Source organism: Streptomyces sp. NPDC050388, assembly GCF_040655635.1.
In the GTDB taxonomy this organism is placed as follows: Bacteria; Actinomycetota; Actinomycetes; order Streptomycetales; family Streptomycetaceae; genus Streptomyces.
Map to the genome: position 1 here is coordinate 1 of NZ_JBFAKH010000003.1, position 13632 is coordinate 13632.

The 13632-nt window shown below is 70.2% G+C and carries 11 protein-coding genes; 7 read left to right on the forward strand and 4 right to left on the reverse strand.

Annotation, left to right across the window (positions count from 1 at the left end; translation table 11 throughout):
• Positions 1 to 89: 89 nt before the first annotated feature.
• Complete coding sequence (locus tag AB0I73_RS02475) at positions 90 to 803, reverse strand: hypothetical protein (RefSeq protein WP_363032969.1); 714 nt, start codon at positions 801 to 803, stop codon at positions 90 to 92.
• Positions 804 to 976: 173 nt separating this feature from the next.
• On the opposite strand from AB0I73_RS02475, the gene AB0I73_RS02480 reads away from it, so the two are divergent.
• Complete coding sequence (locus AB0I73_RS02480; RefSeq protein WP_363032971.1) at positions 977 to 1846, forward strand: IS5 family transposase; 870 nt, start codon at positions 977 to 979, stop codon at positions 1844 to 1846.
• A 162-nt stretch (positions 1847 to 2008) separates the two neighbouring features.
• On the forward strand, positions 2009 to 2644 hold the full coding sequence (locus AB0I73_RS02485; RefSeq protein ID WP_363032973.1) for an alpha/beta hydrolase: 636 nt from the start codon (positions 2009 to 2011) through the stop codon (positions 2642 to 2644).
• A 544-nt stretch (positions 2645 to 3188) separates the two neighbouring features.
• Here the strand turns inward: AB0I73_RS02485 and AB0I73_RS02490 are convergent.
• Positions 3189 to 3941, reverse strand: coding sequence for a hypothetical protein (locus tag AB0I73_RS02490; RefSeq protein WP_363032975.1), 753 nt, complete (start codon positions 3939 to 3941; stop codon positions 3189 to 3191).
• A gap of 41 nt (positions 3942 to 3982) precedes the next feature.
• Positions 3983 to 4666 (reverse strand): 5-formyltetrahydrofolate cyclo-ligase, encoded by a 684-nt coding sequence (locus AB0I73_RS02495; protein ID WP_363033268.1) that lies wholly within the window; start codon positions 4664 to 4666, stop codon positions 3983 to 3985.
• Positions 4667 to 4801: 135 nt separating this feature from the next.
• Here AB0I73_RS02495 and AB0I73_RS02500 point away from each other — a divergent pair, with 135 nt between their 5' ends.
• The 5 genes from AB0I73_RS02500 to argF all read left to right on the forward strand — a co-directional run bounded on the left by AB0I73_RS02500 (position 4802) and on the right by argF (position 12920).
• Positions 4802 to 6100 carry a serine hydrolase domain-containing protein gene (locus AB0I73_RS02500; RefSeq protein ID WP_363032977.1) on the forward strand — a complete coding sequence of 433 codons (1299 nt, stop codon included), beginning with the start codon at positions 4802 to 4804 and terminating at the stop codon, positions 6098 to 6100.
• 243 nt (positions 6101 to 6343) lie between these two features.
• Entirely contained in the window at positions 6344 to 7819 is a 1476-nt protein-coding gene (locus AB0I73_RS02505; RefSeq protein WP_363032980.1) for a 3' terminal RNA ribose 2'-O-methyltransferase Hen1, read from the forward strand.
• Positions 7816 to 10380: a polynucleotide kinase-phosphatase gene (locus tag AB0I73_RS02510; RefSeq protein ID WP_363032982.1), complete on the forward strand. Its 2565-nt coding sequence runs from the start codon at positions 7816 to 7818 to the stop codon at positions 10378 to 10380. Before AB0I73_RS02505 ends, AB0I73_RS02510 begins: the two co-directional genes overlap by 4 nt.
• Positions 10381 to 10601: 221 nt before the next feature.
• Entirely contained in the window at positions 10602 to 11825 is a 1224-nt protein-coding gene (locus AB0I73_RS02515) for an arginine deiminase (protein WP_363032984.1), read from the forward strand.
• Between the two features lie 87 nt (positions 11826 to 11912).
• A complete protein-coding gene (argF, locus tag AB0I73_RS02520; RefSeq protein WP_363032986.1) occupies positions 11913 to 12920 on the forward strand; it encodes an ornithine carbamoyltransferase in 1008 nt (335 codons plus the stop codon).
• A gap of 192 nt (positions 12921 to 13112) precedes the next feature.
• On the opposite strand, the gene AB0I73_RS02525 is transcribed toward argF, so the two are convergent.
• Positions 13113 to 13547: an ATP-binding protein gene (locus tag AB0I73_RS02525; protein ID WP_363032988.1), complete on the reverse strand. Its 435-nt coding sequence runs from the start codon at positions 13545 to 13547 to the stop codon at positions 13113 to 13115.
• Positions 13548 to 13632 lie beyond the last annotated feature (85 nt).

The window sequence follows — 13632 nt, forward strand, 5'->3', positions numbered from 1 at the left end:
ATCAACGCCAACCCCCGACTGCCATGGTCATTCCTCGCCCATACCGGCCTGACCATCCGCCCACCACACCCACCGAACTTACGAGAAGATCAGTAGCCGTGCAGCCAGACCCGCAGCGGACCTACCGCCTCGAAGCCATGGCGGACGGCGACATCCAGGTCCGCGCCGCGCTCATAGCCAACCACGGGCAGAGTCGGGAACAGCCGGTGCACTGCGTCCAGCACCACCGGCCAGGCCCGGTCAGCGCCGCCCTCCACCGCGAAGACGTTGGAGATTCCGACCACATGGTCGTTGCGGCTCGCCACCGCCCCAGCGGCCACCAGACCGTCCGCGGAGTGTCCGACGAGCACGGACGTGGCCGGGTCAGCGAGCAATTCGGGCCGGAAGAGGCCCGCGTTGCCGTCCGCGTCATCCCAGGCAAGGGCCCAGGACCGCAACGTGTCCCGGTCGCTGACCACGCCCCAGGCGAGATCCGGTGAGGTGGTCGGCGCGCTCGCCGGGCGGTGGATCCACTGCGCGTCGAACAGCACCTCGAAGCCGGCCCCCGCCAGATCGAGGTCGGCGAAGCTGTCCTTGACGCAGGCGCCGGGAGCGGTGGTGTCGATCCGGTCCACCAGCGCGGCGGCATCGGTCCCTGGCAGCAGCGTCACCGCGTCGGGGTAGTGCAGCGGCGGCCGGGCCGGGACGGCCCAAGCCTGCACCCCGAACTCGCCCGCCAAACCGTGCGATCGGCTCATCGACGCGCACCACTCGGCGTTGTTGCGGGCGGCGGCCCGGATCACGTACTGCTTCATCGCCGTCACGAGTGCGCATCATGGCCTGTCCCGGCCCGGTCCGTCGAACAGTTTCCGTCAGCCACAGGCCGGACGCCCCACACCCCGTCCAGCTCCTGGGGAATTACGTGACCGTCCACACCAGTGGCTGCGGCTAGGCCGTGTATCGAAAGTGGATCTTGAGCGGTGAATGATCGTGGTTCATGGCGCGAGGAGATCTCACGGACGAACAGTGGGGAGTGCTGGAGCCGTTGTTGCCGAAGGGGACGAAGGCGGGACGGCCGCCCGTCTGGCCCCGGCGGCAGCTGATCGACGGCATACGGTTCCGGGTTCGGACGGGGGTTCCCTGGCGGGACGTACCCGCCGAGTACGGGCCGTGGGGCCGGATCTACGACCTGTTCCGCCGATGGCAGCGGACCGGCACCTGGCACCGGGTCCTCACCCGGCTCCAATGCCTGGCCGACGCGAAAGGTGCGATCACGTGGGACCTGAGCGTCGACTCCACGGTGTGCCGCGCCCATCAGCATGCGGCCGGGGCCCGGAAACAGGGTGACCTGCAGAAGGAACCGCCGGGCGGTGTCTTCACCGAGCCCCGTGATCACGGGCTGGGACGCTCGCGCGGCGGGTTCACCACCAAGCTGCACCTGGCCGTCGAGCAGGGCCAAAAGCCCATGTCGCTCGTGGTGACGGCCGGGCAGCGCGGGGACTCGCCGCAGTTCGAACCCGTTCTGGCAAAGGTCCGCGTGCCCCGCATCGGGTCGGGCCGACCGCGCGTCCGTCCCGATCGAGTGCGCGCCGACAAGGCGCACGCCTCCCGCAGGAACCGCGCCTCCCTGCGGCGCCGCAGGATCCGCTGCACCATCCCGGACAAGGCCGACCAGGCCCGCAACCGCAAGAAACGCGGCTCCCGCGGCGGCCGGCCGCCGAAGTTCGACCCGCAGGACTACAAGGCCCGGCATGCGGTCGAGTGCGGCATCAACCGCCTCAAGAGGCATCGGGCGGTGGCCACGCGGTACGACAAGCTCGCGGTCCGCTACGAAGCCACCGTGCTGGTCGCGGCCATCGACGAATGACTGTGAACGGCCCTGCTGGGACACGGGCTTGTTCGGAACGAAGCGTTCTGCTGTCAGCCAATACCGCCCCGCCTCCCCTGGCATGGGCGGCAGGATCGTCACATGCAGCCGCTCTTCGTTCTCGTGCACAGTCCGTCCGTGGGTCCCTCAACCTGGCAACCTGTGGCCGAACACCTGACGGCGGCGGGATACCAGGTGCGGGTGCCGTCCCTGCTGCACGTAGGCGCCGGTGCTCCGCCCTTCTGGCCCCGCATTGTGGACGCCGTCCGCGACGACCTGCGACAGGTCCCGGCCGGCAGTCCCGTCACGTTGGTGGTACACAGCAACGCAGGCCTGTTCCTCCCGGTGATTCGCTCGGGCCTCGACCATCCGGTGACCAGCTCGATCTTCGTCGATGCCGCCCTGCCGGCCCGGATCGGACCGACCCCTGTCGCCCCACCCGAGGTGCTGGAGTTCCTTCGCCCGATGGCGGTGAACGGCAGGCTGCCCCGCTGGACCGACTGGTGGGACGAGGCAGACGTCGCACCCATGTTCCCCGATCCGCTGGTGCGGCAGACCGTCATCGAGGAGCAGCCCACCCTGCCGCTGTCCTACTACGAGCAGCACATCCCGGTCCCCGACTCCTGGGACGACCATTCCTGTTCCTACTTGCTGTTCGGCCCTCCGTATGACGGCCTTGCCGCCAAGGCGCGTGAGCGCGGCTGGCGCGTGGCGCACCTGCCCGGCGCGCACCTCCATCAGATCATCGATCCCGCCGGCACAGCCCGGCACCTCGTCGAACTCGCCACTACGGCTTGATCCACTTTCGATGCACGCCCCAGATGCCTTGCGCGGCGGTTGTCGTCCTCGCGGAGAAGTTTGCCAGTTGGCGAGCTCTCCTGGTTTCTGCTCGTGTCTACCCGGACGAGTGTGGATGTTCATGCTGTTCCTCGCCGAGGACGGCAACAGGCTGATCGCGTGCACCGGCGTGCGGCGGACCCTCGTGTGAACCCAGCCGACGACAGTCAGCCACGACGGCGGGTGTGTCGGCCGACCACGCACGCGTGTGCCTCGCCGCACCCCCACCGGGCTCAACCACGCTGCCACTGCCGTCGACCAGGGCAAGGCACGACAACTGGCCCGTGCCCACGGCGCTTGAGCCCTCAGCTTGGGAAGCTCGGGCTCTACGGGGTCGACGGGCTTGCTGACCTGGTGCGGCTGCGACGTCACCAACCGGCTGTGTACTTTGGTCGACAGTCCCCTGAGGTCCGGCGCCGTCCGTCTCTGTTCGCCCTTGGTGGTGTCAGCCGCTGATGTCAGCCGCCCTGCCCCGTCTTGACAAGGCACGCTGGTTGGAATGGAGCTACTCGGGCGTGCTCACAGGCACCGGGGCGCTGAAATCCTTGAGAGTCACGACGTTGTGCGCTGAGTTGCCGGACACCTTCAGCCACTGCTCGAAACGCACGACTCGGCCGGATTCGTTGACCCACACGTCACAGGCGAACTCCTTGATGCTCGCGGCACGCATCCTGTCGTACAGCCGACGGTCCACCATCCGGAGCTGGTCCTGGGTGAGTTTCCCGGAAAGTCGGTACGCCGGGGCTCCGTCCACCTCCTCTGGACCCTTTCGGGCCTTCGGCCCGAAGCCCAAGAGCAGCTGTGCGTAAGCACCGTAGTCAGCTACGCCCGCGCTCGAGGAGTCCAGCCCCATACGCTGCCACTCCCCAACTGCTCCCTCGTCATCAAGTGTTCGCGAGTAGGTGGCGTCCTCCAGCAGGATCGTCTCCATACCGAACGCTTGGTCCTCCGGGACACTGTCGGAGGTCGTCAAGGTCACTTTGCCCGTAGGGGCTGATCCGTTGAAGTTGATCCGACCGGCCATGACGATCGTCAGCGTAGAGCCCGTATAGGTCTCCGTCGCGATCTCAGCCGAGTAAGGCGCTGGATCAGCGTTCTTGAGCGCCGCCTCGACGTCGAACGAACTATTGAGCCCCGGCGTGGCCGATGCTCCGCTCGTCGGCGTCGGGGCAGGTGCTTTCCCGGCATTGTCGGCGCCACAGCCGGTGAGCAGGACGACGGCCGCGATGCCGGCCGCCACGGTGGCCAAGTGGCGCATGGCAGGGGGACCTCCTCAAGGATGACTGACAGGTGAGTCTGTCATGAGCACAGGGATTCAGGAGTCGGTGCGGCGCAGGGATCGAACGCTTCCCGCTGAGGTCGTCGGGCGCCCTGTCGAGCCGAGAGTGCCGGGATTGCGGCGATCTTCTCTGCGGTGAGGGCCGACCAGTCGACTCCTGAGGGGCGGTGGAGGTTCGGGCAGGTGATGGTTTCGTCGGGGGTCACGATCAGGTCGACGCCGACGTCGTGCGCGGTGGTGGGGATCGGGGTGTCGGTCACCTGGAGGGCGTGGACGGTGGTGACGACGAGGGTCTCCGGCGTCACCAGGCCGGCCTCGGTGAGCAGGGCGAACTCGATGTCGGAGTAGCCGGCGCCCTTGCCGATGCGGGCGCCGTCGCGGTGGACGGCGACGCTGCCGAGGATGATCAGGTCCAGCGGTCGGAGGGCGTCGACCTCGACGGTGGGGGCGATGGCGGCGGCGATGCGGCCGGCTGCGGCCTCGATGGGTGGGACGGTGAGGTTGGCCGGGTCGAGGAGGTAGAAGGGCTTGGGGGTGGCCAGCTTCGGTACCGCCATGCAGACGGTTTTGCCCTCCTCCAGGGCCCGTGCACGGACCGGGAGCTGAGCCTTGTCCGGTACGGATTTGACGACGCTCGCGCGCTGCCAGGCCGGGAGTGTCGTGAGTCGGGCCGCGGCTTGTTCGGCGCCCTTGAAATGGGGGATGCGGCCGTAACCCCGGGAAGTGACGAGACGTCAGGGGACCGGCTGTGCTGGTGATCGTCCGCCGGAAGGATGTAAGCCGTATTGATGACCCATGAGGATTGCTCCGGAACGGTTCGCCACCAGGAAGGGAAACCCTTGCGCATCAACCGACTTGCCGGAGTCGTCCTCGGCGCCGCGCTGTTCATGGTCACCGCGGTGCCGACGGCATCGGCCGGCACCGGAACCGCCTCGTCGGCGGCCGAGTCCTTGGACCGCGCCGCTCTGCGTACCACGCTGGATGCTGTCCACGAAGCGGGCATGTACGGCGGCTACTCGTCCGTTCGTGAGGGGACTGAGCGGTGGACCGGCGCGTCCGGGCTCGCCGACGTGGACACCGGGCGTCCGGTCAGGCCCGGCATGCGGCACCGAGTGGGCAGCATCAGCAAGACGTTCACCGCCGTCGCGGTGCTCCAGCAGGTGGAACGCGGCCGGATCCGGCTCGACGCGGCGGTCGGCGAGTACCTCCCGGACCTGGTCGAGGGGGAGCGGGGCCGGGACGTGACCGTACGGATGCTCCTCAACCACACCAGCGGCATCGGCGACTACTTCCTGGGCGCCTTCCCCTCCTTCGCCGACAACTCCGCGGCCAGCCTCGACGAAGAACGCTTCCGTTCCATCCGCCCCGAGGAACTGGTGCGGCTCGGTCTGGCGGCACCCGCCACGGGACGGCCCGGCGAGCAGCCGGGGTCGTACTCCAACACCAACTACGTGATCGCCGGGCTGCTCCTGGAGAAGGTCACCGGCCAGAACGCCGGGACGTACATCACCCGCAATGTCATGGACCGGGCCGGGCTGCACGCGACCTCCTACCCGCGCACCCCGTACATCAAGGGCCCGCACTCCCGGATGTACGAGTCCTTCTACGGCCTGATCGACCCGCCTCGTGACTACAGCGTCTACGACATGTCCTGGGCGTCCACCGCGGGTGCGATCGTCTCGACCACCGACGACCTGAACCGCTTCTACCGCGCCCTGCTGGCGGGCAGGTTGATCGGACCAGCCGCCCTGAGCGAGATGCTGCGCACGGTCCCCGTCACCGTCGGCGGTGGCAGCATCGACTACGGCCTCGGCATCTACGTGCTCGACCTGCTCGGCTGCGGCCGCTTCTGGGGCCACGACGGAGCGGTCTTCGGTGCCGGCACCGTCGCGTTGTCCAGCCGCGACGGCAAGCGCCAACTCGCCATGGGATGGAACCTCATGAAGTACCAGCGGCTCAACGAGGACGGTACAGCGCTGGAGCCGAGCGCGATCGACTTCGCCATCAACAAACACATCGTCCAGGCGCTCTGCGGGACCCCGGGGTCCCGTGAGGCGACCGCGGGCGCTCGGCAGCTGCTTCCCGAGGGACTGCCCGGAGCGGACCTCTCTCCCGGTCAGTGGATTCCCCGCAGCTGAGACCAGGCCCGCCTGGTGCGGACGTACGGGCGGAGCCCTTCCTCGGCACCCCTCCCTGAGGTGTGCCGGCCGTTCACTGGTCCGGACGGCAAAGCACCCGGGTCTTTGACCTGGGGGGTGTCGTGGAGCGGGTGACGAGAACCGAACTCGCGCTCTCGACTCGGGAAGCTGTGAACCGCTCCGCCGTCGTTCGCGAGGTAATCGAGTATCGGTATGGGCCCGACGCCGCCCATACTCGGTTATGTGTTCCTGACGATCAGTACCACCGGCGACCCCGAGCGCCCCGCGACCGACCTGGGCTTCCTGCTGCACAAGCATCCCGGGAAGGCGCAGGCGTTCTCCACCTCCTACGGCACGGCGCACGTCCTCTACCCCGAGGCGGATGCCGAGCGCTGCACGGCGGCGCTGCTGCTGGAGGTGGACGCGGTGGCGCTGGTCCGGCGGGGCAGGGGCAAGGGCCGGGGCGGCGCTCCCGACGCAGCGCTCGCGCAGTACGTCAACGACCGCCCCTACGCGGCGTCCTCGCTGCTCGCCGTCGCGCTGAGCGCGGTCTTCTCCAGCGCGATGCGCGGTGTGTGCAAGGCCCGCCCGGAGCTGCCGGGGCAGCCGCTGCCGTTGCGCATCGAGGTACCCGCACTGCCCGCGCGCGGCGGCCCCGCCCTGGTCGGCCGGCTCTTCGAGCCGCTCGGCTGGACGGTCACGGCCGAGCCGGTGCCGCTGGACACCGAGTTCCCGCAGTGGGGCGACTCGCGGTACGTACGCCTCGTCCTGGAGGCGGACACCCTCACCCTCGCCGGGGCCCTGCGCCACCTCTACGTCCTGCTCCCCGTCCTCGACGACGCCAAGCACTACTGGGTGGCGCCCGACGAGGTGGACAAGCTGCTGCGCGCCGGTGAGGGCTGGCTGCCCGGCCACCCGGAGCAGAAGCTGATCACCAGCCGTTACCTCACCCGCCGCTGGTCGCTGACGAGGGAGGCGATGGAACGGCTCGAGCTGGTCCGGCTGGCCGAGGCGGACGACAGCGAGGTCGAGGAGATCGACAACGCCGTGGGGGAGGAGACGGAGAGCGAGGAGAAGCCGACACCGCTCGCCGTGCGGCGCCGGGACGCGATCGTCGCCGCGCTGCGCGCGTCCGGGGCCACCCGGGTGCTCGACCTCGGGTGCGGCCAGGGCCAGTTGGTGCAGGAGCTGCTGCGGAACCCGGCCTTCACCGAGATCGTGGGCCTCGACGTGTCCATGCGCGCGCTCACCATCGCCTCCCGGCGGCTCAAGCTGGACCGCATGGGGGAGCGGCAGGCGTCCCGGGTGAGGCTCCTCCAGGGCTCGCTGTCGTACACCGACAAGCGGCTCAAGGGGTACGACGCGGCCGTGCTCAGCGAGGTGATCGAGCACCTCGACCTGCCGAGGCTGCCCGCCCTGGAGTACGCCGTGTTCGGCACGGCCCGCCCCCGCACGGTCCTCGTGACCACCCCGAACGTCGAGTACAACGTGCGCTGGGAGACCCTGCCCGCCGGGCACGTCCGGCACGGCGACCACCGCTTCGAGTGGACCCGTGAGGAGTTCCGTGCCTGGGCGGCCGAGGTCGCCGAACGACACGGCTACGACGTCGAGTTCGTACCCGTGGGGCCGGACGACCCCGAGGTCGGCCCGCCCACCCAGATGGCCGTGTTCGTGACCGAAGACGTGAAGGACGAGAAGAAGGAGGCGAAGGCGGCATGAGCAGCGAGAGCACTGCCGAAGCCCGAAGCGCCGGGGGCCGGGTCCTGCCCGTCACCGACCTCTCCCTCGTCGTCCTCGTCGGGGCCTCCGGATCGGGCAAGTCCACCTTCGCCCGCCGCCACTTCAAGCCCACCGAGGTCATCTCCTCCGACTTCTGCCGCGGCCTGGTCGCCGACGACGAGAACGACCAGAGTGCGTCCGGGGACGCCTTCGACGTCCTGCACTACATCGCGGGCAAGCGGCTCGCCGCGGGCCGTCGCACCGTCGTCGACGCCACCAGCGTCCAGCAGGACGCCAGACGCCAACTGATCGACCTGGCCAGGCAGTACGACGTGCTGCCGATAGCCATCGTGCTCGACGTGCCCGAGGAGGTCTGCGCCGAGCGCAACGCGGCCCGCGCCGACCGCGCGGACATGCCCCGCCGGGTCGTCCAGCGGCACATCCGCGAACTCCGCCGCTCCCTGCGGAGCCTGGAGCGCGAGGGCTTCCGCAAGGTGCACGTCCTGCGCGGTGTCGCCGAGGTCGAGAACGCCGCCGTCGTCACCGAGAAGCGGTACAACGACCTCACCCACCTCACCGGCCCCTTCGACGTCATCGGCGACGTCCACGGCTGTGCCACCGAACTGGAGTCGCTGCTCGGCACGTTGGGCTACACCGACGGCGTGCACCCCGAGGGCCGCACCGCGGTCTTCGTGGGTGACCTCGTCGACCGCGGCCCGGACAGCCCGGGTGTGCTGCGCCGGGTGATGTCCATGGTGAAGTCGGGCAACGCGCTGTGCGTGCCCGGCAACCACGAGAACAAGTTCGGCCGGTACCTGAAGGGCCGCAAGGTCCAGCACACCCACGGACTCGCGGAGACCATCGAGCAGATGGACCGCGAGAGCGAGGAGTTCCGCGCCGAGGTACGGGAGTTCGTCGACGGCCTGGTCAGCCACTACGTCCTCGACGGCGGCAGGCTGGTCGTCTGCCACGCCGGGCTGCCGGAGAAGTACCACGGCCGTACCTCCGGCCGGGTCCGCAGCCACGCCCTGTACGGCGACACCACCGGTGAGACCGACGAGTTCGGCCTGCCCGTGCGCTACCCGTGGGCCGAGGACTACCGGGGCCGGGCCGCCGTCGTCTACGGCCACACCCCGGTCCCCGAGGCGACCTGGCTGAACAACACCATCTGCCTGGACACCGGCGCCGTCTTCGGCGGCAAGCTCACCGCGCTGCGCTGGCCGGAGCGGGAACTGGTCGACGTGCCGGCCGAGCGGGTCTGGTACGAGCCCACCCGCCCGCTGCGCACCGAGGCCCCCGGCGGGCAGGACGGCCGTCCGCTGGACCTCGCCGACGTGCACGGCCGCCGGGGCGTGGAGACCCGGCACGCCGGCCGGGTGGCCGTGCGCGAGGAGAACGCCGCCGCCGCGCTGGAGGTCATGAGCCGCTTCGCGATCGACCCGCGCCTGCTGCCCTACCTCCCGCCGACCATGGCCCCCACGGCCACCTCCCACCTGGAGGGTTACCTGGAGCACCCGGTCGAGGCCTTCGCCCAGTACCGGGAGGACGGGGTCGAGCGTGTCGTGTGCGAGGAGAAGCACATGGGTTCGCGGGCGGTCGCCCTGGTCTGCCGGGACGCGGACGCGACCCGAAGGCACTTCGGCGTCGAGGACGGCCCGGCCGGATCGCTCTACACCCGTACCGGCCGCCCGTTCTTCGACGACGCCGCGGTCACCGAGGAGATCCTCGGCCGGCTGCGCACGGCGATCACCGAGGCCGGGCTCTGGAACACGCTCGAGACGGAATGGCTGCTGCTGGACGCCGAGTTGATGCCGTGGTCGCTGAAGGCGTCCGGGCTGCTGCGCTCGCAGTACGCCGCCGTGGGCGCCGCCTCCGGCGCGGTGTTCCCGGGCGCGCTGGCGGCCCTGGAGAAGGCCGCCGCCCGGGGCGTGGAGGTGAAGGAGCTCCTGGACCGCCAGCGTGAACGCGCCGACGACGCCGCCGCGTTCACCGACGCCTACCGCCGCTACTGCTGGCCCACCGACGGACTGGACGGCGTACGCCTCGCCCCGTTCCAGATCCTCGCCGTCCAGGGCCGCAGCCTCGCCGCCCTGCCGCACGACGAGCAGCTCGCCCTGCTCGACCGCATGGTCGAACACGACGCCACCGGCCTGCTGCGGACCACCCGCCGCCTGTACGTCGACCCCGCCGACCCGGAGTCGGTGCGGTCCGGCGTCGACTGGTGGCTGGAGATGACCGGACGCGGCGGCGAGGGCATGGTCGTCAAGCCGGTCGGCGCCCTGGCCCGCGATCCGCGGGGCCGCCTGGTGCAGCCCGGCATCAAGTGCCGGGGCCGCGAGTACCTGCGGATCATCTACGGTCCCGAGTACACGCGACCCGAGAACCTGGCCCGGCTGCGCGGCCGGTTCCTGGGCCACAAGCGGTCCCTGGCCGTCCGCGAGTACGCGCTCGGCCTGGAGGCCCTGGACCGGCTCGCCGAGGGCGAGCCGCTGTGGCGGGTGCACGAGGCGGTCTTCGGTGTCCTGGCACTGGAGTCGGAGCCGGTGGACCCGCGACTGTAGCGGCCCCGGCGCACTCCTCGCCGTCGGCCGTCCGACTGCCGCCCTCGACCGGGGGCCCGCCACCCGGCGGCCCCCCGGTCCGCCCCGGCAGCCCCCGGTTCACCCCGGCCTGCCCAGGTCCGCCCCGGTCCGTTCGGGCCGTCGCGCACCGGCCGGGGAAAGTCGATTTCCGTCCCGTCCGCGGAGGGGTGAATCTCCGCGTGGGTGGTCAGGATGGATACATGACCTACCACGTCGACTCCGAGGCCGGACGGCTGCGCCGCGTCATCCTGCACCGGCCCGATCTCGAGCTCAAAAGGCTCACCCCCAGCAACAAGGACGCCCTGCTCTTCGACGACGTGCTCTGGGTGCGCCGGGCGCGCGCCGAGCACGACGGGTTCGCCGACGTCCTGCGCGACCGGGGGGTCACCGTCCACCTCTTCGGTGATCTGCTCGCCTCGACGCTGGACATCCCGGCGGCCCGCGAGCTCGTCCTGGACCGTGTCTTCGACGAGAAGGAGTACGGCCCGCTGGCCACCGACCACCTCCGTGCGGCGTTCGAGCCGCTGCCCGCGGCCGAGCTCACCGAGGCGCTGGTCGGCGGGATGACCAAGCGGGAGTTCCTGGACGTCCACCCCGAACCGACGTCCGTGCGCTTCCACGCCATGGAGCTCGACGACTTCCTGCTCCGCCCGCTGCCCAACCACCTCTTCACCCGGGACACCTCCGCCTGGATCTACGACGGTGTCTCCATCAACGCCATGCGCTGGCCCGCCCGGCAGCACGAGACCGTGCACTTCGAGGCGATCTACCGGCACCACCCGCTGTTCCGCGGGGAGGACTTCCACGTCTGGTCCGAGGGGCAGGCGGACTACCCGTCCACCATCGAGGGAGGGGACGTCCTGGTCATCGGCAACGGCGCGGTGCTGATCGGCATGAGCGAGCGGACCACCCCGCAGGCCGTGGAGATGCTCGCGCACAAGCTGTTCGCCGCCGGCTCCGCCGACACCATCGTCGCCCTCGACATGCCGAAGAGGCGCGCCGTCATGCACCTGGACACGGTGATGACGATGATCGACGGCGACACCTTCACCCAGTACGCCGGTCTCGGCATGCTCCGTTCGTACACCATCGAACCCGGTGCCGGGGACAAGGAGCTCAAGGTCACCGACCATCCGCCGGAGCACATGCACCGGGCCATCGCCGCCGCGCTCGGGCTCAGCGAGATCCGGGTGCTGACCGCGACCCAGGACGTCCACGCCGCCGAGCGCGAGCAGTGGGACGACGGCTGCAACGTCCTGGCCGTGGAACCGGGCGTCGTCGTCGCCTACGAACGCAACGCCACCACCAACACGCATCTGCGCAAGCAGGGCATCGAGGTGATCGAGATCCCCGGCAGCGAACTCGGCCGGGGGAGGGGCGGACCGCGCTGCATGAGCTGCCCGGTCGAGCGGGACGCGGTGTAGGGGCGCCGACAGACGTTTGCATATAAATTCTGGGATTCGTATAGAGTTCCACGTGTCAACCTGTACCTGCACCTCTGGAGCGCCCCCATGGCGACAGTCCCGACCGCCCTCGCCGGCCGCCACTTCCTCAAGGAGGTGGACTTCACCGCGCAGGAGTTCCTCGGCCTGCTCGACCTGGCCGCAGAGCTGAAGGCCGCCAAGAAGGCCGGGGCCGAGATCCGGCACCTCCAGGGCAGGAACATCGCGCTGATCTTCGAGAAGCCCTCGACGCGCACCCGCTGCGCCTTCGAGGTGGCCGCCGCCGACCAGGGCGCCTTCACGACGTACATCGACCCGAGCGGCTCGCACATCGGGAAGAAGGAGTCCGCGAAGGACACCGCGCGGGTGCTCGGCCGGATGTTCGACGCCATCGAGTTCCGGGGTGACTCCCAGTCCACCGTGGAGACCCTCGCCGAGCACGCGGGCGTGCCCGTCTACAACGGCCTGACCGACGAGTGGCACCCCACCCAGATGCTCGCCGACGTGCTCACCATGACCGAGCACAGCGGCAAGCCGGTCACGGAGATCGCCTTCGCCTACCTCGGCGACGCCCGCTTCAACATGGGCAACTCCTACCTCGTCACCGCGGCCCTGCTGGGCATGGACGTGCGGATCGTCGCCCCGAAGACGTACTGGCCCGCCCAGGAGGTCGTCGACCGGGCGCAGGTGCTCGCGGAGTCCAGCGGGGCCCGCATCACGCTCACCGAGGAGATCACCGAGGGGGTCGCGGGCGCCGACTTCGTCGCCACCGACGTCTGGGTCTCCATGGGGGAGCCCCAGGAGGTCTGGGACGAGCGGATCTCCGCCCTCGCGCCGTACGCGGTGACCATGGACGTCCTGCGCGCCACCGGCAATCCCGACGTCCGCTTCCTGCACTGCCTGCCGGCCTTCCACGACCTGGGCACCCTGGTCGGGCGCGAGGTGTACGAGAAGCACGGTCTGGAGTCGCTGGAGGTGACCGACGAGGTGTTCGAGTCGGACCACTCGATCGTCTTCGACGAGGCGGAGAACCGGATGCACACGATCAAGGCGGTCCTGGTGGCGACCCTGGCCTGAGGGCCTGTGTGCAAACCCCCGGTCGGATCAGCCCGAGGGGCCTGGTGCCTTCGAATCCAAGGCGGAGGAGGGAGTGATGGCGGAGCCATCGCGACTGACGACAACGCGGGAGGCGGAGGTGCCAGGCCCCTCGGGCCCGGGCGCGGGTTTGCACACAGGCCCTGCGGTCCGGGCGGGGCGGCGCCGGCGTTCTCAGGAGGGTCGGCGCTGGTGCGGTATCACCGGCAGCCGGAACCACACCGCCTTGCCGGACTCGGTGAGGCGGTGACCGCACGAGGCGCTCAGGGCGCGGATCAGCAGCAGCCCCCGCCCGTGCTCCTGCCAGGGGTCCGGCGCGCCGGGGGTGGGGCGGGTCAGGTCGCCGGGCGGAGCCGGGTCGCCGTCGTGCACCTCGACCCGGCAGCCGGTCGGCAGCAGCTCCACCACCAGTTCGATCGGTGTGTTCCCCGAGGTGTGCTCCACCGCGTTGGCCACCAGCTCGGCGGTGAGCAGTTCCGCCGTGTCGCTGTCCGCGGCGTGCTGCCGTTCGGCCAGTGCCGTACGGACCAGTGCACGGGCGACGGGCACGGCCGCGGTGGTGTGCGGCAGTGCGACGCGCCAGGAAGGGGAGGTCAGGGATTCGTGCACAGGGATCCGATCGGGGAGAGCAGGCAGGCGGTCCTGCTTTCAATCACTCAATCGTACGGGGCCCCGTACGAGTCCTCTCAGGGGT

Excerpts from the sequence above, each read along its gene's own strand:
- AB0I73_RS02480 (WP_363032971.1), top strand. The coding sequence starts at position 977 with ATGGCGCGAGGAGATCTCACGGACGAACAGTGGGGAGTGCTGGAGCCG.
- AB0I73_RS02490 (WP_363032975.1), bottom strand. The coding sequence starts at position 3,941 with ATGCGCCACTTGGCCACCGTGGCGGCCGGCATCGCGGCCGTCGTCCTG.
- AB0I73_RS02510 (WP_363032982.1), top strand. The coding sequence starts at position 7,816 with ATGAGCAGCGAGAGCACTGCCGAAGCCCGAAGCGCCGGGGGCCGGGTC.
- AB0I73_RS02515 (WP_363032984.1), top strand. The coding sequence starts at position 10,602 with ATGACCTACCACGTCGACTCCGAGGCCGGACGGCTGCGCCGCGTCATC.
- argF (WP_363032986.1), top strand. The coding sequence starts at position 11,913 with ATGGCGACAGTCCCGACCGCCCTCGCCGGCCGCCACTTCCTCAAGGAG.